Below are 24,156 nucleotides of genomic sequence, written 5' to 3' on the forward strand. Positions count from 1 at the left end.
ACGGTATTTTAAGTGGATTAAGAAATTATTCCCATTTTTATTTTTCTTTATTTTCTAATAACATATGCTATAATGAAAAAAACTAAAATTTCGACATTTTTCGTCAAAAAAGGAGAGTGCTCTATGAAACAATCGTTAACTTTTAAAGAAACAATCCCTATTGGACTTATGCTGTTTGCAATATTTTTTGGTGCAGGTAATATGATATTCCCTCCATTATTAGGATATTCATCTGGAACGAATATTTGGATATCGATTTCGGGATTTGTTGTGAGTAGTATTGGACTTCCATTACTAGCCATCGCTGCTATTTCCCTTTTTGGTGGAAATGTTAGTACCCTTGCTAGTAGGATTCACCCCGCCTGTGGTGTTATTATTCCTCTTATCATTTATTTAGCAATTGGCCCTTTTTTCGCAATTCCTCGTACAGGCACTGTTTCATATGAAATGGCAGTTTCCCCCTTTTTAAGTAACACCATGCAAAATCAATGGTATATATTACTTCTGTACACACTTGTATATTTCGCTATAACGTATTATCTATCTTTAAATCCCTCTAAATTGGTAGATAGAATTGGAAAATATTTAACCCCGCTGTTACTAATCATGATTAGTATTATTATTGTTAAAGCAATTTCTTCACCAGTTGGATCTATTTCAACACCCTCTGATTCATATCAGGAAGCTCCTTTTTTCAAAGGATTTATTGAAGGATTTTTAACAATGGATGCCCTTGCTGCTCTCGTATTTGGAATTATTGTAATTAACGCTATAAAAGAAAAAGGTGTTACAAATAAAAAATCCATTGCTAAATCTACTATAGTAGCAGGGCTTATAGCCGCACTTGGATTATCTATCATATATATATCACTTGCTTATATTGGAGCTACTTCTCAAACATTTGGCACATTTGAAAACGGAAGTGTGTTATTAACAAATGTAGTACAACATTTATTTGGGCAATATGGTCTTTCCTTATTAGGAATTACAATGTTATTCGCATGTTTAACTACATCTGTAGGACTCGTTTCAGCATGTGGGAGATTTTTCACAACACTATTTCCAAAGATTTCTTATAACAAAATCATTTTAATTATTTGCTTATTTAGCTTTGGAGTATCAAACCTTGGTTTGTCTATGCTAATTAAACTTTCCCTACCTATCCTAATTGTTATCTATCCTGTAGCAATAGTGTTAATTATCCTCGCTTTTTTTGATCGTTTTATAAAAGATAAGCAGGCTGTCTATGTTGGATCAGTTTTAGGAGCATTACTGATTAGTATAATACAAGGATTAGAAACAGCAGAACTTGCTAGTGACTCGTTGCTTACTTTCATGCAACATGTTCCTTTATATAATGAAGGAATGGGATGGGTTTTAATAGCCTTACTTGGTGGTTTGATCGGTTTGATGATTTCTGGAATAAATAAACAATTCTCTACTACGTAAGATCATTAGGGAAATTGTAATCATTGGAACAATGTAACTCTAAAAAGACGTCTGATTCGTGTACAAAGAGAAAATATATAAACGAAAATAGTATCTGAGTGCTAATAAAAAAATTTGAAGATCATGTTTTCGCTTATTTTTTGTCAAATTGAATTCACGTTTTTTTTAGATAAATATATTCATTAGAATAAGGGGGAGTAATCATATGGATTTCATCAAAGATGTAATCACTTCCATCCACAAATTCATTGGAATAACAAATGAATTCTTATGGGGTTACATCCTAATTGCTCTTTTAATTGGGATTGGATGCTATTTTACAATTAAGACAAGGTTTGTACAATTTCGCTATATTGGTGAAATGATTCGCTTACTTAGTGATGGCGCAAGTTCCTCAACTCGTAAAGCACAAAAAGAAAAAAATGGAGTTTCTTCTTTTCAAGCATTTTGCATGAGTACAGCTTCTCGCGTTGGTACAGGAAACTTAGCCGGTGTAGCAATTGCGATTTCCACCGGCGGACCCGGTGCAATATTTTGGATGTGGCTTATCGCATTAATTGGGGGAGCTTCTGCATTTGTAGAAAGTACACTTGCTCAAATATACAAAGTAAAAGATGGTAATAAATTTCGAGGCGGTCCAGCTTACTATATGGAAAAAGGATTAAATAAACGTTGGATGGGAGTTGTTTTCTCAATTTTAATTACAGTTTGCTTTGGTCTGGTATTTAATGCTGTTCAAGCGAATACAGTTTCGTTAGCATTTGAAAGCGCATTCAATCTGGAGCCTAAAATTGTCGGCTGTATACTAGTTGGTTTAATCGCACTAATTATTTTTGGAGGCGTAAAACGGATTGCTCGTGTTGCAGAAATGATTGTACCATTTATGGCGATTCTTTATGTTGGTGTTGCACTATTTGTGGTTATTACAAATATTACGCAAGTTCCTAATCTATTTAAAGAAATTTTGCTGCATGCTTTTGGTATTAAGGAAGTTGTAGGCGGAGGACTTGGTGCTGCGATTCTTCTAGGAGTAAAGCGTGGTTTATTTTCAAATGAAGCTGGTATGGGAAGTGCTCCAAACGCAGCTGCGACTGCCAATGTTACTCATCCTGTTAAACAAGGATTTATTCAAACGCTTGGTGTTTTTACTGATACACTAATAATTTGTAGTTGTACTGCATTTATGATCCTTCTATCCGATATGCACAATTCTACAGACTTGAATGGAATTCAATTAACCCAAGAAGCATTAAAAACCCATATCGGTCCATGGGCACCTACCTTTGTAGCGGTTGCAATTTTTCTATTTGCCTTTAGTTCTCTCGTTGGGAACTATTACTATGGTGAAACAAACATTGAGTTTTTAAGTGGTAGTAAGACATTATTAATGATATATCGTATTTCAGTAATTGGTATGGTAATGCTCGGTTCTATAGCTACAATTCAAATTGTATGGGATATTGCAGATCTATTCATGGGGATTATGGCCATTTTTAATCTCATTGCAATTATTTTCCTTGGAAAATATGCTTTCTCTGCACTCAAAGATTATATAAGACAAAAGAAAGCTGGAAAAGATCCGATTTTCTATGCAAATAATATTCCTAATTTAAAGAATACTGAATGCTGGAACAACGAAAAAACCAAACAAAAGATTGGTTAACAAAGATATTTACTTAAATACAGAGGAGTCAATTTCTAGGATTCTGAAGACGCACTTTTATTCAGGTCGTTTATTAAATACAGATTATGAACACAGCTATCAAGTTGAGGAAATAGAGAATTTTGATAATTAGAATACAATTAATAATGAGGAAAGGGACGTATTAGTGATGCAGTGCATTCAAACAAATAACCTAGAACAATTGTTAGAGCAAGTACAAACATATACAAAAAAAGGGGAACTGGCTACTTATATCCCAGAACTAGGAAATGCGAATCTAGATGATTTAGGGATTGCAATTTATCATAAAGAGACAGATTATATTCATGCCGGTAACTCAGAAACGCTCTTTACACTTCAAAGTATTTCAAAAGTAATTACGCTTGCACTTGCGCTTTTAGAATGCGGCGAAGAGTATGTATTTTCTAAAGTTGGAATGGAGCCAACTGGTGATCCATTTAATTCTATTATTAAATTAGAAACAGCTAGCCCCTCTAAACCACTCAATCCAATGATTAACGCAGGAGCACTAGCAATTACAAGTATACTAGCAGGAGATAGTAATGACGAGAAGATGGAACGGATTCTTTCCTTTGTGCGTGATATTACGGATAATCCTACCATTAATTACTCTTTAAAAGTAGCCGCCTCTGAATTAGGAACAGCGTATTTAAATCGCTCTCTTTGTTACTACATGAAGCAAAATGATATTATTCATGGAGATGTGGAGGCGTTAATGGATTTATACACAAGACAATGTGCAATTGAGGTAAACTGTATTGATTTAGCACGGATAGGTTTAATTTTTGCAATGGATGGATATGATCCATATAGAAAAAAACAAATTGTTCCGAAACATATAACAAAAATTTGTAAAACCTTTATGGTCACATGTGGTATGTACAACGAATCTGGTGAATTTGCAATTCGCGTAGGGATTCCCGCGAAGAGTGGTGTTTCCGGTGGAATATTCGGCTGCGTAAAAGGAGAAATGGGAATTGGTATTTTTGGTCCCGCTCTAGATGCAAATGGAAATAGTATAGCTGGTATTAAAATACTAGAGCTACTTTCCTTAAAAGAATGCTGGAGTATCTTTTAGGTTTTTAGTACTAATTATATAAAGATAGATGAAAAATTCTAAATAGCATCTTACTCAAATTAAAGGGATTGAATCATTTCAATCTATATATATAAATAAGATTTAATAGCGCTTAATCTAAATTTTTATCTTTTAAGAACCTCTATACTAGAATTACCTATTTACACAATGGCTGTGTGAATATATATGAAATTGGCTGGTTTCTATTCTAGACGTATACTGTATTATATAGATAAAATACAAATAGATTAGGGAGTTACTAGCAATATGGCAGAGATAGAAATTATTAAATCAAAAGAAAAACTAACCATTACATGGCAAAGCGCAATAATCAATATTTCTTTAGAGGATATCGTTGAGGTTAATACAAATAATACTATTACGAACACTACCAAAGTGGTAACGGTCGGTAGAGAGCTTGAATTTTCAGAAATAGTTGTTATTAGAACAAAAAAAATAGATTATAAATTATTTACAACTAATAAATTAACACTGCTAAATAAAATCAACTTTTAACTTGCAAAAAGTTCTGATGTGAATTTTTTGCAAGTATTTTATAACAAATCACAACAAGGTTCCCTATAGATAGGCTAAATTATCAAAGAATCTTGGCGGAGAATTTATGAATAAACTGTAATGATAAACATGAAAAATGGTTTAAAAATCAATTTTAATTATATAAAAATTACACATCTAAATATAACAGGATTAAGTCCTATAAACTAATAAATTATAGAGCGTTTAAATTAAAATTCATCTTCCAAAATTAGATTACCGGCATCATTATCTTTCGTCAATCGCTGATTCAAATAATTTTCTTTCGTAGTACGATCATTTTTATGACCTACTGCAGCCGCGATAATATGAGGTGGTAATCCTTTGTAATCATATAAGTACTGTACATAAAAATGTCTAAAGAAGTGGGGAGTAATTCCGATATTCTCTGTAAAGGGTAGCTGAGTATCCTTAATGATTTTAGAAATATATTGTGATAAATAATTCTCTCTATAAGCAGTATGGTTTTTAGTTTGAAATACTGTTCCACCATTTCTATTCCCAATGTCTATAGGTAATCTTCTCCGCATTCGAAATGCGGCAATCCGATTAAAAATCTTCTTATTAATGGAAACAATCCGCTCATTATCTCCCTTTGTATCAACCTTTAAATAATATCGTCCTCGTATAGCGTCATACTCAAGGTCATCCCACTTTGCATGTGCTACTTCTGCAACACGTAAACCTGTAGTAGCTAAGACTGACAATAAAGCGTAATTGATTTCATTATCCTTGTAGTAATGAAGTAACTGCTTTACTTCCTCATATGATAACTCCCTTTTAGGTTTATGTTGTTTATTTACAGTTGTACTTAGTATCTCAACATGTAGAGGGTCCTGAATAAATTGGATTTCATATAGCCATTTCAAGTAGGAACGAATAACACCAAGCTTTCTACTAATTGTAGATGGCTTGTATTTATTTTTAGATTGATAGGAGATTGCCTCATGAGACAACCATTTTTGATAATTACGGATATGTCGTTTTCTAAGATTTCTCCAGACTTGACCAACTTTATAATCTTTTACATCTTTCTGTAGAAATTCCTCACTTTGTTTAATAAAAAAATAAAACTGACTTAGATCACGTGCATATAGGGTTCTTGATGCATCCTTAATCCGTTTTTCTTGGTCAAAATGTGTTTGTCGATTCAAGTAGTAGTACAATATCTCTTCATCTGAAAACCCTTCATATGTATATGAATCTTCTCTTTCATTATTTTCTTTTTTTAATTCCGCTTCATTTATATAATCGTGGCTCCATAATGCAATTATGTTTGTAAAATTTTGTTTTTGTTTCTCTAGGTTTTCTAAAGAATTCACACTATGAAGAGTATCTAATTCAAGTTTCAATGTTATTCAACTCCTTATAAATTCCTTTTATATTAAATATTATAACGTAATCAATTAGAAAATAAATTACATATTAAGATTAAATTTTATAAAATAATAATATACAATAACTATAGAAAATCTCCCATTTTCTATGGTTATTATTTAATTTAAAAAATACTATTTTATTCATAAAGTTTAATCATTAATAAAATCGAATTTTAAAAGAAAATTAAATTTAATGTTATTACAATAAGTAATCTAATATACATATCGATGTATGTTATAATTTATTTAAAATGTAAATACTATAAATTTAATTAACATAATATTATTATGTAAATTATGAGGTGTGAGGAGGAATTAGAATGATTAGCGTATATGAAATGACTATGACAACAAATGAAGTGAAAAATTATTTAGATATTAGTCACTTTATTTTTAATAATTTAATGAAGCAAGGAAAGCTAACACCAATTAATAAGGATACATGGCGTTTAGATGGTAGTTTTTTATTTAGTAGAGAAGAAGTAGAGAAAGTAAAAGAAGAACGTAAAATTGAGGGTATTACTTTATACCAAGCAAGTAAAGAGTACCATGTTAGTATGAATCAGCTTGAAAAATGGATAGAAGAAGGAAAGTTATTTTATTCTTTAATAGATCATCGTAATCGACAAACGAAATTTGTGAAGGAAGAGGATATACGTGAACTTGTTCAGCAAGTAGAACAAGCTAATCCTGTATATACATTTTCGCAGAAACATAATGTAGTATTATTACAAAAGTTTATAAAGGGCAATACATTGGCACGTGTTATTTCTATTCCAAAACGTGGTGATATTCAACTCCTTGATGAATTTGGGACTAATATGATACTTAGTGAGGCATTAGAAGAAGGGTATAAGTCTGCTTATATGTTATCGGATAAGCCTAGAAGCCATCATCAAAGGTTTGTTAAATTTCGTTTTCCAAAATCTGAGCAATTACGAAACAACATTTTCCACTTAATCGATAATATATTACAGTACGTATCACCAAGAAATATAAAAATTTCAGAAGAAGAGTCGTTTTGGTATTTTGAGATCCGTCAATCATTAATTACATTACCACCAGGAATTCATATGGAATGGATTGAAGAGTTAACGCCTTATATAATAGAAGGAAAAATGGTTCCAAGAATGAATCATAGTGTATATTTGGATAGTAACACAGTAACGAAGTCAGTCATACTTACAAGTAAGGAATACAAATATATGAAAGAAATTACAAATGAAACAAATAGCTCTATTGAAGAATTTATAGCCGTTGCTATTAGAGACAAGATTAATCAGCACTTACTTAAGTGAAATCAAATCTTTTAATGAATTAAAGCTGAATCTAGGTATTTTCTCTATTACTTTTATTAAAAAGCTTTAAGTGAAACGGTATAAATGCTAAACGTTCCTATTACTAAAATAATAGTGGGGATATAAAATCTGAATGTCTAGTTTGTATATGTTTAATACTTCCTATAAAGTCTGTTATCAGACTTTGGGAAGTATAGAGAAATAAAAATAAAAAAATAGTTGTATGAATAATGTAGCGACAAGTTCTCTCTTTATGTATTATGTAAAAATTTCTATTGTGTATGTGAAATAAATTTATATGTATGTTTTAATCATTATTGTTAGAAAATTACCCTATATTCTTTAATATTATTTATATTTTTGTTTTAATCCAAACTGCATTACGGCCTTTTGATATTAGTTTGATTAATTTTTCTTCTTGTAAACAAGCAAATGCTTTATTGATTGTACTTGGTGAAACATCTGAAAATACCATTCGTATTGCTTCTTTTGTAAAAGGTAGTTCTTGTTTTAATATATACTCTTTAATTTTATAGGTTTTGTTCCCTTTTAGTTGGTAACTTGTAATATGTACGTCTAGTTCTTTATATGCTTCTAGGATAATATGTAATAGACATTTTAATATAAAGGATACATTGTGTTCTTGAAAATGCCAATTTGCTGAAGATTTATATAAGGCATCATAATAATCTCTCTCGTATTTTTTTATTATTTTATCTAATGAAATATATTTCACTAGTGAATGTTTACTTTGTAATAGTAATAAAGATATAAGTAGACGTACCATTCTTCCATTTCCAGATTCAAAAGGAAAAATACATATAAAATTAAGCACAAAATTACAAATTAAAAGTAGTGGATCAATCTCTTTTTGATTTAATAAATAATTGTATTCTTCACATAAATTTTTTACTGCTTCTGGGATTTCTTTAATCGTTAAAGGACGATAGCAATAAAATGAGAAATTTAGTTGCTCATGTTCCTCAAGTAAGATGTCCTGTTTTCTCCATGTTCCACTATCCGAAGTAGCATATTTAAAAAGTTGAAAATGTATTTCTAAGATTGTGTTTGGATCAATAGTAAGCTTTTCATAATTATTATGAATGAGTGATAACGCATCTACGTAACAAGATATTTCATCTTCAATCATTGTTTTTGGCGACAAATCATATGTAATTAATTCTTTTAACCTTTTATTTGTTATTTTTAAGTTTTTATACATTGCAACAAAATCTTTGGTATGTTGAAGCTGAGTAGATTTTTGCAACTTTTCTAATGTACATGGAAACTCCTTTTCATAGACCTCCAATCTTCCTTGGTATTGTTTTATTTTTCCGATTAGGCTAGCCACATCTAAATTTATCAATAAATTTGTGAATTTTTCGCCAAAATACGACATATTTTACCCCTCCTATCATATAAAACTATACATTAATTTAATGGATTTAAAGTGTTTTTTTGTATAATTTTCTTTAAAAAACTAAAAATATTGTTTTTTGTGTGTGAAAATTACAATAATTAGGGTCTTTTTGCCTTATTTTGTGACAAGATTTAACATCAGATTAAATAGTTACATGTTAAAAGATGGAGTTTTATATTGTGTAATTGTTTTTTATTAATAAGTACGTAACTGCATATGGGGAAGGGGGAAGTCCTTACTAATGAAGACTATTGCTTTTTACTTACCACAATTTCATGAAATACCTGAAAACGATTTATGGTGGGGGAAGGGTTTTACAGAATGGACCAATGTAAAAAAAGCAAAACCACGTTTTCTGGGACACTATCAGCCTAGGGCTCCATTACGGGATTATTATTACAACTTGTTAAATTTAGATGTTCATAAGTGGCAGATAAACTTAGCAAAACAGTATGGTTTAGATGGTTTTTGCTATTATCACTATTGGTTCAAAGGGAAAAAATTACTAGAAAAACCACTAGAACTAAGAAATCAATGTAAAGAAATTGATTTCCCATATTGCTTATGTTGGGCAAATGAATCTTGGACAAGATCTTGGGATGGGAAAGACCAAGAAGTATTAATGCGACAAGAATATGGGGATGAGTCTGATTGGAAAGAACATTTTAATTATCTTTTGCCATTCTTTAAAAATAAGAACTATTTAAATATTAATGATAAACCGATATTTGTAATTTACCGACCAGCTTCTATACCAAACCTAAATAAAATGTTGGGTCTATGGAATGAATGGGCTCAATCTGAAGGCTTGCTAGGGATACACTTTGTAGAAATGTTAACAATTTTTGAAGATAAATCAGATTTTCCTTTTGATGCTGCTATAGAGTTTGAACCTATGTACACTTTAAAAAAAATAATAGGTAATACAAATTCACTACACCAAGAAAAAAAGGATTTTCACTTAAGTTATGATTTTGTGTGGAAAAGAATATTAAACCGTCAAATTAAAGAACGTGAAAACATATATAAAGGGGCTTTTGTAGATTGGGATAACTCTTCAAGAAAAAAAGAAAGCGCTTTAATTATGAAGGGGGCTAATCCCGATAAGTTTAAGAAGTATCTTTTACAACATAGTAAGGACACTGATTTTTTATTTATTAATGCTTGGAATGAGTGGGCAGAAGGCACATATCTAGAACCTGATGAAAAGTATGGATATAAATATCTTGAAGCTTTAATGGAGATAAAGAAGAGTCAATTCTAATAAATTGTAACTGCAAGAAGAAGGGGGAAACATTATGACTGATATAAATAATATGATTTCCATTCGATACATTAAGAAATCATATGGAGATTATACAGTTATTAAGAATTTAAGCATTGATATCCGTAAAGGTGAAATTATAGGATTACTAGGACCGAATGGAGCTGGGAAGACAACACTTATATCGATTTTATCTACTCTTACTCTGCCAGATGAAGGGTATGGTACAGTATGTAACTACGACTTGTATACTGAACGGAATAAGATTAAAAAAAATGTGAGTGTAGTACCTCAAGATTTAGCGCTATACCCGACTTTAACTGCATACGATAACTTATCTTTTTACGCCGATTTATATGGGTTAAAGGGAAATAGGAAAAAAAGACGCATAAAAGAAGCTTTGCAATTCGCACAGCTTGAGGATTGGGCACATAAGAGAATTGATACATTTTCAGGTGGTATGAAAAGAAGAATTAATTTAGTAATCGGTTTGTTAAATAAGCCAAAAGTTATTTTCTTAGACGAACCAACAGTGGGAATTGATCCACAATCAAGAAACCATATTTTTAATTGTATTCGCCATCTCGTAGAAGAACTAGGAATCACTGTCATATATACAACTCATCATATGGAAGAAGCAGAAATGTTATGCCATCGTGTAGCAATTTATGATAAGGGTGAAATATTAGATATTGATACCCCAAAAAATTTAATAACAAAGTATGGGGAAAATTATTTAGAGATTGTAATATCAAATATTCCAGAAGAATTTATACATAAAACAAAAATGATTGTTGATGTGAAGTCCTGCACTTTGGTAGATAAAAAAGTCATCATTCAATGTGTAGATAGCTTTAATGTTACAAGAGAAGTTATGAAATTAATTCAAAAATATAATTTGAAAATCGAATTATTTAATGTTAAAAATTCTAATTTAGAAAATGTATTTTTACATTTAACGGGCAAAAATTTAAGGTCTTAAATGAAAGGAGATGGTAAAAATGAAAGCTTGGTATATAGCTAAGAAAGATTTACTTATTCTTTTAAAGGATATTCCTGGTCTAATCTATTTATTTATTACACCTATTATAGTTATTGCAGTTGCTAGTTTTGCATTATCAAATGTATTTGATAGTAAGACGGAAAAATTCAAGATTCCTATAGTAGTAAATGATAATGGAGAACTTTCTAAAAGGGTTATTGAGGAATTGAAAAAAATCCCTGCTCTTGAGATAGAAGAAACTTATGAACTAAATGGTAAAAAGAAAGCATATACAGAAGAACAAGTGAAAAAGGAAGTTCAAACTAAAAAAGCAGCAATCGTAATTCCTAAGGATTTCACACAAAATGTATATTCAGGGACAGAGGCCAAAGTCATCATCATAGAAGATGAAGTTGATCGCATTATTCCAAGTGTTGTTTCAAATGCTGTAACTCAAATTGTATCAGAAATACAAAGAGATATGACTAAAGAGATTGTAAAACAAGCCTCTGCCCAAATGGAAGTAAATGTGAAAGTAGAGTTTAAAAAATTAGCATCAGATAATGAACATAAACCCACTCCATTTGAATCTAATGTACCAGGATATGCCGTTATGTTTGTACTTTTAGGTACTGCAGCAGCTGCAGGTGCATTAGTAGAAGAGAGAGAGAATGGAACGTTAAGAAAAATTCTTACTTTACCTATTAATACATTATCAATCATTTTTGGAAAGATGCTCTCATGCTTTATAACAGCTATTGTTCAATGTGCAGTCCTTTTTAGCGTAGGACATTTTGTATTTGGAATGTGGCTAGGGAAAAGTGTATTAGGAATTATATTGCTAGTGATATGTACTGCATTTGCAGCTTCAAGCCTGGCAATTTTATTAGCTTCTATATGTCAAACAAGATCACAAGCAAATGGTATTTCTATTTTAATCGTGTTAACTATGTCTGCTTTGGGTGGATCTTGGTGGCCACTTTATATAGAGCCTGAATGGATGCAAAACCTAGCGCATATTACGATTACAGCTTGGGCAATGGGAGGCTTTAACGATTTATTAGTATATAACAAAGAGTTCTCCTCTGTTCTTATTCCATCCGCTGCATTAATTGGTATGGGAATTTTATTTTTAACAATCTCCATACAAAAATTTCGACGTTCTTATGAAAAGTAGGTGAAATAAGTGTACTTAGTAAAAAATGAGGTGAATGTTCGTTTTGGGGAATGCGATCCTATGGGAATTGCTCACCATTCTCATTATTTTCATTGGTTTGAGTTAGGTAGGTTTCAAATGCTAGATATGACTGGTATAAACCAGTATTTAAAACAGGAAAAATTGTATTTTCCAATTATTGATATAAGATGTACCTACAAAAAATCAGCTCGTTTTCAAGACGACTTAATTGTAGAAACCTACCTTAAGAATGAAAGTAAAGTTTATATAGAATTTGTTTATAAATTATTCCGCAAGAGATGCCGAGTTTTGTTAGCGGAGGGATTTTCAAAACACGTTTTAACACGGTCGAATGATCAATTAATCAGTAGATTACCAGAAGAAATTTTAGAAAAGCTTCATTTTGAAAATAGCGGGGGTGTCATATGATTACATTTATTTTTCCAGGACAAGGGTCTCAATCCGTAGGGATGTGTAAAGGGTATTTAGATAAATACCCAAATATATTTGTCCCATTATTTGAGGAAGCAAATGATACGCTAGGATTTGATTTAAAGCAACTATGTTTATATGGGCCAAGTGAAAAATTAATAGAAACCAGTGTTACTCAACCAGCTATTCTTACGGTAAGCACAGGGTTATCAAGAGTTTTACATTTGTATGGTATAAGGCCATCTAAAGTAGCGGGGCATAGCTTAGGACAATTCTCTGCACTGGTGGAAGCAGGATCTTTACATTTCCAGGATGCACTATCAATTGTACGGAAGCGTGGTCAGCTGATGAGTAATGTAAAGCAAGAGGGGTGTATGTTAGGAATTGTATCGAACACATATCAAACATTATTTGAAGTTGTAGAGGAATCTAAACAATATGAAATTGATATTGCTGCCTATAATTCCCCCACACAGGTTGTATTTTCTGGTGAGAGTAAGAGTATTCTTAAATTTCAAAAGGTACTAGATCAAAAAAATGGTATAAAAACTAAAATACTCTCAACTAGTCATGCATTTCACTCACGTTTAATGGGAGAAATGGTTCTTGAGTTTAAGGAGTATTTAAATTTATTTTCGTTAAAAAATGCTCGAATACCAATTGTTTTAAACTGTTCAGGAAAACCGACTACAGATAGAATCAATATTTTACAAGATATAGAAAGACAATGCGTAGATCCAGTTATGTGGCAAGACACTATCTACACTTTATTGAATAATGGTACGAAACACTTTATAGAAGTAGGTCCCGGAAATACTTTAACCAAGTTATGTCGCTCCTTTAAGCAGAACATATCTGTATCCTCTACAGAAACACCGATGTATTTAAAAAGAAGCCTTACTACAATAGAGAAAGAATTTAAGGGGGAACGGGTCTATGTTTAATGGAAACGAAGTGGCATTAGTTATCGGAGGATCACGAGGCATTGGTAAATCAATAACAATGGACCTAGCCAAACAGGGCTTAACTGTTTACTTTACGTTTCAAAGTAATCAAAAATCAGCAAATGAAATAGCAAATACTATAGGAGAAAAAGGTGGAAAAGCGTTTCCTATGCATGTAGATATTACAAATGAAGACTCTATTCATAAATTGTTTCAACACATACGCTCAAAGGAAAAAAGAATAGATATTTTAGTAAATAATGCAGGAGTTATAAATGATGGATTTGCTGCAATGATGAGCGAGGAAAAGTGGGATCATGTGGTTGATTTAAATTTAAAAGGAACATTTCTTTGTTGCCGACAAGCATTAAGAATAATGATGAGACAGAAAAGAGGTTCTATTGTAAATATTACGTCCACAAGTGGAATAACGGGTGCAAGAGGTCAATGTAATTACTCTGCCTCAAAGGGTGGGGTTATTTCCTTAACCAAGACCTTAGCATTAGAAGGTGGGGAATACGGGATTAGGGTTAATGCTGTTGCACCTGGTTTTATAAAAACAGATATGACAAAAGGAATGAATCAACAGACATTAAAAAGGATGTTAGAACTAGTGCCGCTTGGCAGAATTGGAGATCCTAAAGAGGTAGCATATCTAACAACATTTTTATCCTCTAACTATGCAAGTTATATCACCGGGAAAGTTTTTACAGTGGATGGTGGATTAGTTAATGGCTAAACAATAGATGATTTAATGACGAATTTTGAGTTAAACAAGGAAAAGGGGAAAACAGATGTTTACGTATGTAGAAACAAAAATTATTGCTGAAAAAAGAAAACAATTAACTACTAGAATTAAAGAAATTATTACTGAGAGATTAGATTTAGAAATCGAACCACATTTCATTACTGATGATCAGCCATTATTCGGAAGAGGCTTAGGAGTTGACTCCTTGGATGCATTAGAGCTATTTCTGGCAATTGAAGAGGAATTTGGCGTTGCAGTATATGACGAGAATATGGCAGTACTGGGTTCTATTAATAAAATTGCCGATTTTATTGAAGAAAATAGGGAGGATGATGTGCAGTGAGACCGGTATTAAATGCAGATCAAATCCGAAATATATTACCGCATAAATGGCCATTCCTTTTCTTAGATAAAGTTATTCAACTTGAGCCAGGAAAGAGTGGAATTGGTATTAAAAATGTAACAATAAGTGAACCCTTTTTTGAAGGGCACTTTCCAAATGAATCAATTATGCCTGGAGTGTTAATTATTGAGGCTTTGGCACAAATGACGGCTGTTGTTTATGTTACAGGAGAACTAGCAAAAATAGATGCACATGGCGCATGTTCACCTAAAATAGATCCGAGTTCATATGTGGGTTATTTAGTTTCTGTACGTAATATGAAATTTTTAAAACCTGTAGTACCAGGAGACCAGCTAGAATTACATGTCCAAATTGGAAGATCACTTGGGGTAATCTCACAAGTAGAAATCACGGCTTATGTAGATAAAAAGAAAGTTGCTACTGGTAGTATTCAAGTTTCTAAAAGAGTTGAGGAAATATGATCCATGGTATAGGTGTTCAAGTTCGTGAGTGTACAGAGGCAGATAGTGAAAAGTTAGCTCACTTTTATAATAAATATCAATATGGACCTATTAAATATGGGTATCCCTTAAATAAGCAAGACATCAAGCAATTATTTCGAGAGCGGAAGATACAGTTATATTTAATTGCTGAATATGAAAATGAAATTATAGCCACCTTATTATTTTCTAGTTTGTCAGGTCAAAGAGCAGCAGTTTCAGATGGAACCTGGGCAGGATTCTTTTTAATCCATCCAGAATTTCGTTCGGGAAATATACCAGATAAATTATTTGCTTATGCAATTAAAAATCTTATCCAACAAGATATTAAGTATATTGATACAGAAGTGAATCCGGAAGATAAAGTAGCCATGGCACTCTATAAAAGAGTGGGGTTATATCAAACAAGTAGGTCGTATATAGACTATGATGGCTACTTGAATTTAAGGAGCTATTTACCTTATGTTATTAGTTATCTATTAGATGCATTTAAACCGATTATTTCAAAAAGTGACCAAGATATATGGTTATCTAGAGGTTGGAAAACAGTTAGGGGATTGAAATCCTTACGTTCTATTCAGAGTAACGCCATAACAAAAAATGGAATTGAAGTTGTAAAATATGCTATTAATCTTGGAGCAAAAGATGTGAATTGTTGGGTCGATATAAAAAGTGAAAAGATTACTGAGGTAGAAACAGAACAAGTACGATTCACTAGTTATATTTTAGAAGGAAACAATTTAATCGTTGGAGAGAAGATTCACATCTGTTATGTATATGAACACCATTTTCCGAATCCTCTTGAAGTCAGTATTTCATCGAAGATAGGGAAAGATTACTTAATTGATTTAAAGAAAACTTTTTATCCAAATAAAAAGTACGAGTGGGAAGAAGTTATAACAGTAAATAAGGAAATAGAGGGAGAGCTTGTTACTAAGTTAAAAGCAAAAGAACTAGAATTATCTGTTCATTTTGGAGTAACCATAGCAAATCCGTTAGAAGTAAATGTTGCTAATTATCCTAAGTTAATTAATGGAAAAGAATCTGCATGTATCGTTAATGTAAAAAATAATTCTTTAGATAGATTAATTTACAAACTACTTATTCAACAAGAAAACTCGAAAATACTAGATTTCATTCCGCTAGAAAAACACCAAATCTGTATCATAGAGCCGGGTGAAATAAAGGATCACATTATTGTATTTAATCCTAAAAAAATTGGTATCACTAATATGACATTTTCGGCTGTTAGTCATCAAAATAAAAATATTGGGGCATTAAAGGCAATAATTCCGATTCATGCGCATGGGAAAAATCATGTTTATGAAACAAAAGAATACTTAGTTCTAGAAAATATGTATATAACTGTACAAATAAGTAAAAGTACTGGTTGTTTATATATATATGACCTTAGAAAGCAGCAATTATTGGCAAAAGAAGCATGGCCAGATCTAGATTATCCATTTTTAAATGCAGTAAAAGAACCGAAAGTAAATGAGCTGTCATGGGAAATAACATCTGATTCATGTTTTGAAATTACTCATGAGGTCACAAGATTAAAGAGAAGCATTTGTTTTTTGTCAGATAAGATAGTTCAAATAAATGATTTCGCACAGGAAGGAAAATATATAAAAATATATCCTTGGTGCATGTTATATGATGCGAAAATGACGGTACCACTAAAGAGTGGGCTAGTTTCTAAACCTATGGTATATGGTGAGTATCCATATGCACTACATGACTATGAATTTGTAAATCAATTTGATCTACCTAGTCATCCAAACATGTATGAGCGAAATTATACATTGTTTGAATCGCAAAATATTAATATTGGATTTATATGGAAAGGAAATATAGAGCGTATCCTATTTGGATTAAGATGGATGCCAGCGGTAATATTTAAACGGAATGATAAAGAAAAATGTATAACAAAAACGCACTATTATACTTTATGTTCCCATGATAGCAAAGATGAAGTGGAAGAAATCTATAACGATATTACTAGTCATACATCCAAATTCATATCTAATAAGATTCCGTACTCAATTGAGACTGACCAATTTCATATTATAAATGAAAACGGGGAATTTCATATTCATGGAAGTCTAAAAAACTTATTTTCTTCCATATTAAAGGGGAAATTAACATTGTTTTTCCCTCAGACATCTTACGAACAACAATTGTTTATACAAGACATAGAATCTATAAGCAATTTTAATTTTGAATTTAGTGGAAAGGTTAATTGGTCAAAAGCTCATTATGCCGTACTTACGTATCAAGATGAATTAAATAGAAATGCGATAACTAAAAAAATATATCTTTTCCTTAAAGGAAGAAATAAATTAACATATAGCGAAAAAAAACAAGAATATCTAGTTCAAAATAATGTACTAAATTTAAAGATTAAAGTAAACCAAAGTGGTAAAATAACAGAATTTATGTATAAAGATAAAGAGATTTTAAAAGAAAACTCAGTATTAAGTTCTTATAATTTTTTATCCGGTGTAATGATACCAACAGCTAACTCTTATACTCCAGATTGTAGGAAAGATTTGAGCATTAATTCAATATATCTCAATAAAAGTAATCATTCAGTAGTAGCAACGGAAAATACATATAAGGAATTTATTAATCATGTTTTCTGTCAATCTGATGAGTGGAAAGTTAAATATACAACTGTATATGATCTACCTGTTTTACAAATACAATTGAAAAGCCTACAGAAAGATAAAATAAAAACTAGTGTCTTTCACTTATTCTGGGAGAAAAAAGGAAAAACAAAAATTAAAAAGATGTATTATTGGCAGAATGGAGAGCAAAACACGTTAATACCAAATGGCAAACAAAGAAAGATTTATTTAGATAATAAGGTAATTCTCGAATTATCTAATGGGTTATTTGTATCTATTTTAGCATTATCACATAGTACAAAATGTTTTATATACGAATGGCCCAAAAAAGGGATACAAATCGGAATATATGGTAATCAGAATGAATTTAATGATGGAGATATTCGCTTTAATATTGCAGTTGGAGAAACTTTACTTGATAGCGAATACTTTTCGCAAATTTTAGTAGAGGGGAATAAGACATGAAAGTATTGTTTATTGCACCTAGTCATTTTAGCATTGGTGAGTTGCATAATGCCTTATGTCTAGCTAAACAAATTCAAAAAGATGGGGAAGTTTATTTTTTAACAAGCGAAAAATTCTCATGGTATGCCAGTAAATCTGTAGCCAATGTTACATCACTAACAAAGGGGCTAAAACAAAAAGAGGTTATTAAACAGATAATTAATTCTTTTCAGCCTGATGCAATTGTTTTAGCTGATTACCATAATTTATTTTTAGAGTCTCCAATTATTGATCTTGATTATCTATTAAACCTACACATACCTTGTTTCTCTATTGATTCTTTAGCTTGGGGTAGTGAGGACAGATTATTAGAAAATAAACTATTTAAAAATGCAAACTACAATAGCTTAAAGAAAAGGTCAGTGATTGAACTGCCTAAAATCCCGTCTCAATTTAAGCTAATTAGAACGTGTCCAGTGAATAGTCATAAACAAGATAATAAGAAGATTGTTTCTGTCAAGTTGTATAAAGAAGCTTTACAAGTAGATGAAGAGAGAAAAATGAAAATACGAGCACAACTTGGTTGTAGAGAACAAGATAAATTAATTATGATTGCAAAATCATCATGGGCCAACTTATTAGTAAAAATGAGGCTCATGGAGAAGAAACAGTACAATGATGCAAAGTTTAGCTATGAATTTGTATTACAAGAACTATTAAGTCTATATCTTCAGGACTTTCCGAGTGATACATGTATTAAATTTATTGGGGTTTCAGATGAGACTAAATTTGTTTCTATGAAAAATGGAGGGAAAATAGAATTTGTTTCACTACCATTTCTTCATTTGGAAGAATACGAGCAACTAATATTATCGTGTGATTTATTTATCACCGATAATATTACATCCTGCTCAATGGGAAAAGCGGTATTTGGAAAAATACCTGTGATTAGTCTTGTAAACCATATGGGAAATGAAGAGTTAAGGGCTCAAAGAGATAGCTTTAACCCTACCTTAAGAGGCATTATAGACAAATGGAATTATATAATACCTAATGGACTTTATCCATTTCTTGTATTTCCAAATGGATGGCATAAAGAATTAGCTCCATTGATGGAGCAAAATGATTATTTTAAATGTGTGTATACTTGTGAAATTTTTGATTTAAAGGAAACCAGTCAAACAATATTTAATATGCTGTATAGCAAAACTGAGATTGAGAAATTAAAGAAAATGCAACAACTATATATAGATAATGTCTGTAATTTACCGACAATAAATGATGTGATAAAGAGAGAATTGGGGGCACTTAATCATGAGTAATCAAATTAATATACAAAAAGAAAAAAATGAAGCATATGATGCAGTACGTAGCGGAATAGGTGTAATAGATTTATCGGAAACAGGAAGAATTGTTGTAAAAGGGGAGGACCATGTAGAGTTTCTAGATCGTTTAGTTACGAAAGATATTATGTTTATGGAAGAAGAAACTACACTCTTTACCTTATTGTTACAAGAAGATGGGTCTGTAATCGATATAATTAATCTATTTAAAAATGAGGATTCTATTACAGTTATTACTACACCGAATAAAAAGGACACTGTACTAGCTTGGTTAGAAAATCAAAAGACAAATGGCATTGAGATTATAGATATAAGTCAAACACATTCTCTCCTTGGATTTGAAGGCCCTTATGCATGGAGATTAGCTCAACAATTTTTAGATTTCGAAATATCATCACTACCATTTCAATCATTTGTGTTAAATCAATTATTTGGAAAGGAAATTCTATTGGCAAGAACAGGTGTAACAGCAGAGTATGGTTATCAATTATTGTTTGAAAAATACTTAGAACCAATAGTCGTTGAAACCATAAATTCTTTTAAAGATGACGATATTAACTTAAAAAAAGTGGATTGGGAAACATTAGAGACGTTAATGTTAGAAATTCGACATCCATATTTTGAATTTAAACATTTAGAAGAACTAAATATTTTCGAAGCTAGTTTAGAATGGTTTATTGATTTTTATAAAGATGAATTTTACGGAAGAGAATCCTTAGAACAGCAATCGGAAGCTGGAGTAAATAAAAGAATTGTGGGATTCACGACAGGAATAGAGAGTCAAATTACAGTTAATGATGAGATTTTTATAGAAGAACAATTAATTGGTAAAGTTATTGAACTTAAAGAAAGTCCTATATTAAACATGAGACTCGGGGTTGCTTTATTAGAGGAACCATTTGCTGTTTCAGGAATTGGATTTTATGTAAAGAATAAAGAAAATGCGTTGTATGAGGCACATACTCAATCTTCACCATATATTCTCCCTAAATCATGGTCAATCAAAATACTGTAAAGGTGATGGCATATGAACATAAATAATCAACGAATCGTCGTGACTGGCATGGGAATTATTTGTTCAAACGGAAATAGTGTAAAGGAATTTTGGGACAATATTAAATCTGGGAAATCTGGTATTAAAGTAATCCAAAATATCGATATGGCTGAAATGGTAACTGATTATGGCGGAGAGATTGAAAACCTTCAGGTAGATGATTACTTCTTTAAAGATGAAACAAAGGATATGGATCGATGTGGAAAATTAGGTGTCATGGCGGCAAGGGAAGCCGTTGAAAACGCAAAATTAAAAATAGAAAACTTAAATCCATACCGAGTTGGAATATCATTAGGCACATCTTTAGGAGGCATGTTGAGCGGAGAAGAATTTCATGAACAGTGGATCAAAGATGGAATTGAAAAAGCAGATGAAACGTTACTTTTTAAGTATCCAATCCATACCCCTTGTGACAATATTACTCGAGACTTAAAAATAAAAGGACCAAAAATGATTATTTCCAATGCATGTGCCGCGGGTACAAATTCAATTGGTTTTGCGCTGGATACAATTCGAAATAACAAAGCAGATATTATGATAACCGGTGGTGTAGATCCTTTATCTAAATTGTCAATGAGTGGTTTTAATAGTTTACAAGCACTAGCACCAACGCCACCATCGCCCTATAGTAAGAGTAATGGCGTGGTAATCGGAGAAGGTGCAGCCATTCTTGTTTTGGAATCATTAGATCATGCGGTTGAAAGAGGTGCAAATATCCTTGCTGAAGTAGTGGATTACGATTTATCTTCAGATGCATATCATCAGACGGCCCCAGATCCAGGTGGGGAAGGTGCTTTGAGATCCATGCGAGGTGCTTTAAAAAAAGCCAACATAGATGCGAAGGACGTAAGCTATATTAATGGACATGGTACAGGTACACCAGCAAATGATGTATCAGAGCCAAAAGCAATTCGCACATTGATTACTGAAAATAAGACACCAGTTTCTTCAACTAAATCAATGATAGGACATATGTTAGGAGCCGCAGGGGCGGCGGAAGCAGTAACAAGTATCCTTGCTATTCAACATGGATACTTACCCCCAACTATAAACTTTGAAGTTGAAAATCAAAAGTTTAATCTAGATTTTGTACCTAACGTAGGTAGAGTAAGTGATTTGAGTTATGTACTATCAAATTCATTTGCTTTCGGTGGGAACAATGCAAGTATTTTATTCAGTAAGTACAATGAGAACCACGAGTTATCAGCGGAAAAGGAAACGATAATTAAAGAAAAAAAAGTCGTAATTACTGGTGTAGGGGGACTTGCTGGAAATTCTTCAAATCTTAAAGAAATTAAAGATTGTATGTTTAAAGGGAAAAGTGGTACCTCAAAGATTAAACAGTGGAATGACAATCCTAAGTGCATACAAGCTGGGAAAATACCAGAACAAAACTATCGAAAGCTAATCCATCCTAATTTATTAAGGAAGATGGATTCAATTAGCAAACATGCAGTATTGTCAGTGAAAATGGCGATAGAAAACGGAAACTTAAAGATAGATAAAAATAATAGGGACAAGATAGGAATTATTTTTGCTACAGGTACAGGACCAGTTGGAACGGTAGAATCATTTAACCGGATTATTATCCAAGAGGGTGTTAAGGCTGCCAATGCTAAATTATTTCCAAACACAGTTATGAACGCAGCAGCTGGACATATTTCATTAAACTTTAAAATAAAAGGGCCTACTTCAACTATTTCATGTGGCGGGGTTTCTGGTATTAGTGCACTATACTATGCCTATGCCATGATTCAATCTAGTGATTATGACACATTCATTGTGGTAACGGCAGATGAAGTAAATAATCCAATAATAGAGGGACACTCAAAAATAAAAAGATACTTAACAACTGAGAATATAAGTCCTTTTGATTGTAATAATAGCGGTACCATACTTGGTGAAGGGAGCGTTGCCTTTATTGTAGAAAGTGAGGAGGCAGCGTTAAAAAGAAATGGTAATATTTTAGCTGAAATTAAAGGTTTTGGGTTAACATCTGATGATAGTAAAATAGGGGATTTAAATCATCTAGGAAAGGCATGGGAGGAATCTATGCGTTTAGCAATGAAAGAGGCGATGATTTCTCCAGGAGAGATAGAATATATTTGTGCAGCTGCCAATGGTCATACATATTTTGACCGTATTGAAGAGAGAGTTATAGAACGTATATTCGGAAATGGAGCTCCTGTTAGTGCCACAAAATCTATCTTTGGGGAAACTCATGCAACTGCAGGCCTTCTTTCTCTCATTAGTGTAATATGTGCATTTGATGGTGAAATACCAGCTACGCAAAATGTAAAGAGTCATAGAGGCAGAATAGATCTCGTCACAGAAAATCCTCGTAAGGCTCTGGTGAGCAATGCTTTAATTAGTACATATTCTTATGGTGGTAATTATAATTCTGTTGTAATAGGAAAATATTTAAATTAATTATTTATGTAGGAGGCCACTTTTATTAAGTATGTATCGGTCTCCTGCAAAATAAGCTATATAGTTTTTAAAGCTTAGGCTCTTAATTGAGCATATCAGAAAAATTATGAAGGAGCACAATGCCATGAAAGGTATCATTCTTGCAGGTGGGAGCGGTACTAGATTGTACCCCCTTACCCAAATTGTATCAAAGCAATTATTACCTATCTATGATAAACCCATGATTTATTATCCTTTATCAGTACTAATGTTGGCGGGGATAAGAGAGATACTAATTATTTCAACACCACAAGATATTAATAAATTTGAGCAAATGTTAGGTGATGGTTCAAAATATGGAATTACTCTTTCATATACTGTTCAGCCTTATCCAGAAGGTATAGCACAAGCATTTATAATCGCTGAGGAGTTTATTGGAAATGATAATGTAGCTTTAATTCTTGGCGATAATATCTTTTATGGTCATGGACTAACAGAATTACTAGAAAAGGCTGTTAAGAAGAAAAGGGGAGCTACAGTTTTTGGTTATTATGTCAATGATCCAGAGCGTTTTGGAGTAGTAGAGTTTGATTCTAAAAAGCATGTAATTAATATCATGGAAAAGCCAAAGGAACCAAAATCAAACTATGCAGTAACTGGTCTGTATTTTTATGATAAACGTGTGATAGAAATAGCAAAAACCATAAAACCGTCTAGTCGTGGAGAATTAGAGATAACAGATATAAACAAAGAATATCTTAAGATGGGAGAATTAGAAGTTGAATTATTGGGAAGAGGCTATGCATGGCTGGATACAGGTACACACGAATCATTATTAGAAGCAGCACAATTTATAGAAACAATTGAAAAAAGACAGAGTTTAAAAGTAGCTTGTTTAGAAGAAATTGCATTTAAAAAGAAATATATAACTAAGCAACAACTATTACAAATAGCAAATTCGGTAAAGGAAAATCAATACAGCCGATATTTATTAAGGGTTGCCCATCAATAGCATTTAAATGA

20 protein-coding genes are annotated in these 24,156 nt (G+C 31.9%); 18 read left to right on the forward strand and 2 right to left on the reverse strand.

The annotated features are described in order from the left end of the window. Window positions 1–123: 123 nt before the first annotated feature. From brnQ to MHH27_RS29400, 4 genes are all read left to right on the forward strand, one after another. Window positions 124–1,449 carry a branched-chain amino acid transport system II carrier protein gene (brnQ, locus tag MHH27_RS29385; protein WP_340945210.1) on the forward strand — a complete coding sequence of 442 codons (1,326 nt, stop codon included), beginning with the start codon at window positions 124–126 and terminating at the stop codon, window positions 1,447–1,449. Window positions 1,450–1,654: 205 nt separating this feature from the next. Next, the gene (locus MHH27_RS29390; protein ID WP_242807230.1) at window positions 1,655–3,112 is read left to right on the forward strand and encodes an alanine/glycine:cation symporter family protein; all 1,458 of its coding nucleotides are present in this window, start codon (window positions 1,655–1,657) and stop codon (window positions 3,110–3,112) included. Window positions 3,113–3,281: 169 nt separating this feature from the next. Further along, entirely contained in the window at window positions 3,282–4,211 is a 930-nt protein-coding gene (gene glsA / locus MHH27_RS29395; RefSeq protein ID WP_097861640.1) for a glutaminase A, read from the forward strand. A 267-nt stretch (window positions 4,212–4,478) separates the two neighbouring features. Next, complete coding sequence (locus MHH27_RS29400) at window positions 4,479–4,727, forward strand: SunI/YnzG family protein (protein WP_095691593.1); 249 nt, start codon at window positions 4,479–4,481, stop codon at window positions 4,725–4,727. Window positions 4,728–4,957: 230 nt separating this feature from the next. Here the strand turns inward: MHH27_RS29400 and MHH27_RS29405 are convergent, their stop codons facing one another. Further along, window positions 4,958–6,118, reverse strand: coding sequence for a tyrosine-type recombinase/integrase (locus MHH27_RS29405; protein ID WP_340945216.1), 1,161 nt, complete (start codon window positions 6,116–6,118; stop codon window positions 4,958–4,960). A gap of 347 nt (window positions 6,119–6,465) precedes the next feature. On the opposite strand from MHH27_RS29405, the gene MHH27_RS29410 reads away from it, so the two are divergent. Continuing rightward, on the forward strand, window positions 6,466–7,443 hold the full coding sequence (locus MHH27_RS29410) for a DNA-binding protein (RefSeq protein ID WP_088911236.1): 978 nt from the start codon (window positions 6,466–6,468) through the stop codon (window positions 7,441–7,443). A 352-nt stretch (window positions 7,444–7,795) separates the two neighbouring features. On the opposite strand, the gene MHH27_RS29415 is transcribed toward MHH27_RS29410, so the two are convergent. Further along, complete coding sequence (locus tag MHH27_RS29415) at window positions 7,796–8,842, reverse strand: Fic family protein (protein WP_000119837.1); 1,047 nt, start codon at window positions 8,840–8,842, stop codon at window positions 7,796–7,798. Window positions 8,843–9,104: 262 nt separating this feature from the next. Here MHH27_RS29415 and MHH27_RS29420 point away from each other — a divergent pair, with 262 nt between their 5' ends. The 13 genes from MHH27_RS29420 to rfbA all read left to right on the forward strand — a co-directional run bounded on the left by MHH27_RS29420 (window position 9,105) and on the right by rfbA (window position 24,145). Next, window positions 9,105–10,127, forward strand: a complete 1,023-nt coding sequence (locus tag MHH27_RS29420) for a glycosyltransferase WbsX family protein (protein WP_097960278.1) — start codon at window positions 9,105–9,107, stop codon at window positions 10,125–10,127. Window positions 10,128–10,161: 34 nt separating this feature from the next. Beyond that, entirely contained in the window at window positions 10,162–11,109 is a 948-nt protein-coding gene (locus tag MHH27_RS29425) for an ABC transporter ATP-binding protein (protein ID WP_340945220.1), read from the forward strand. Window positions 11,110–11,128: 19 nt separating this feature from the next. Further along, a complete protein-coding gene (locus MHH27_RS29430; protein WP_000649290.1) occupies window positions 11,129–12,286 on the forward strand; it encodes an ABC transporter permease in 1,158 nt (385 codons plus the stop codon). Window positions 12,287–12,295: 9 nt separating this feature from the next. Continuing rightward, the gene (locus tag MHH27_RS29435) at window positions 12,296–12,715 is read left to right on the forward strand and encodes an acyl-CoA thioesterase (protein ID WP_065229867.1); all 420 of its coding nucleotides are present in this window, start codon (window positions 12,296–12,298) and stop codon (window positions 12,713–12,715) included. Next, the gene (locus MHH27_RS29440; protein WP_340945224.1) at window positions 12,712–13,662 is read left to right on the forward strand and encodes an ACP S-malonyltransferase; all 951 of its coding nucleotides are present in this window, start codon (window positions 12,712–12,714) and stop codon (window positions 13,660–13,662) included. Before MHH27_RS29435 ends, MHH27_RS29440 begins: the two co-directional genes overlap by 4 nt. Beyond that, complete coding sequence (gene fabG, locus MHH27_RS29445) at window positions 13,655–14,401, forward strand: 3-oxoacyl-[acyl-carrier-protein] reductase (RefSeq protein ID WP_097826011.1); 747 nt, start codon at window positions 13,655–13,657, stop codon at window positions 14,399–14,401. The genes MHH27_RS29440 and fabG overlap by 8 nt, the downstream gene beginning before the upstream one ends. A 55-nt stretch (window positions 14,402–14,456) precedes the next feature. Then, a complete protein-coding gene (locus MHH27_RS29450) occupies window positions 14,457–14,753 on the forward strand; it encodes an acyl carrier protein (protein WP_000495741.1) in 297 nt (98 codons plus the stop codon). Next, window positions 14,750–15,235: a 3-hydroxyacyl-ACP dehydratase FabZ gene (gene fabZ / locus MHH27_RS29455; protein ID WP_001247960.1), complete on the forward strand. Its 486-nt coding sequence runs from the start codon at window positions 14,750–14,752 to the stop codon at window positions 15,233–15,235. Before MHH27_RS29450 ends, fabZ begins: the two co-directional genes overlap by 4 nt. After that, a complete protein-coding gene (locus tag MHH27_RS29460) occupies window positions 15,232–18,348 on the forward strand; it encodes a GNAT family N-acetyltransferase (RefSeq protein WP_340945225.1) in 3,117 nt (1,038 codons plus the stop codon). Before fabZ ends, MHH27_RS29460 begins: the two co-directional genes overlap by 4 nt. Continuing rightward, window positions 18,345–19,649, forward strand: coding sequence for a DUF6365 family protein (locus MHH27_RS29465; RefSeq protein WP_340945227.1), 1,305 nt, complete (start codon window positions 18,345–18,347; stop codon window positions 19,647–19,649). The genes MHH27_RS29460 and MHH27_RS29465 overlap by 4 nt, the downstream gene beginning before the upstream one ends. Next, window positions 19,642–20,685: an aminomethyl transferase family protein gene (locus tag MHH27_RS29470; protein WP_340945230.1), complete on the forward strand. Its 1,044-nt coding sequence runs from the start codon at window positions 19,642–19,644 to the stop codon at window positions 20,683–20,685. Before MHH27_RS29465 ends, MHH27_RS29470 begins: the two co-directional genes overlap by 8 nt. Before the next feature lie 12 nt (window positions 20,686–20,697). Continuing rightward, entirely contained in the window at window positions 20,698–23,154 is a 2,457-nt protein-coding gene (locus MHH27_RS29475; RefSeq protein WP_098255943.1) for a beta-ketoacyl-[acyl-carrier-protein] synthase family protein, read from the forward strand. A 124-nt stretch (window positions 23,155–23,278) separates the two neighbouring features. Then, window positions 23,279–24,145 (forward strand): glucose-1-phosphate thymidylyltransferase RfbA, encoded by an 867-nt coding sequence (gene rfbA, locus MHH27_RS29480; protein ID WP_098235260.1) that lies wholly within the window; start codon window positions 23,279–23,281, stop codon window positions 24,143–24,145. Window positions 24,146–24,156 lie beyond the last annotated feature (11 nt).

The organism is Bacillus sp. FSL L8-0152 (assembly GCF_038006365.1).
GTDB classification, from domain to species: Bacteria; Bacillota; Bacilli; order Bacillales; family Bacillaceae_G; genus Bacillus_A; species Bacillus_A cereus.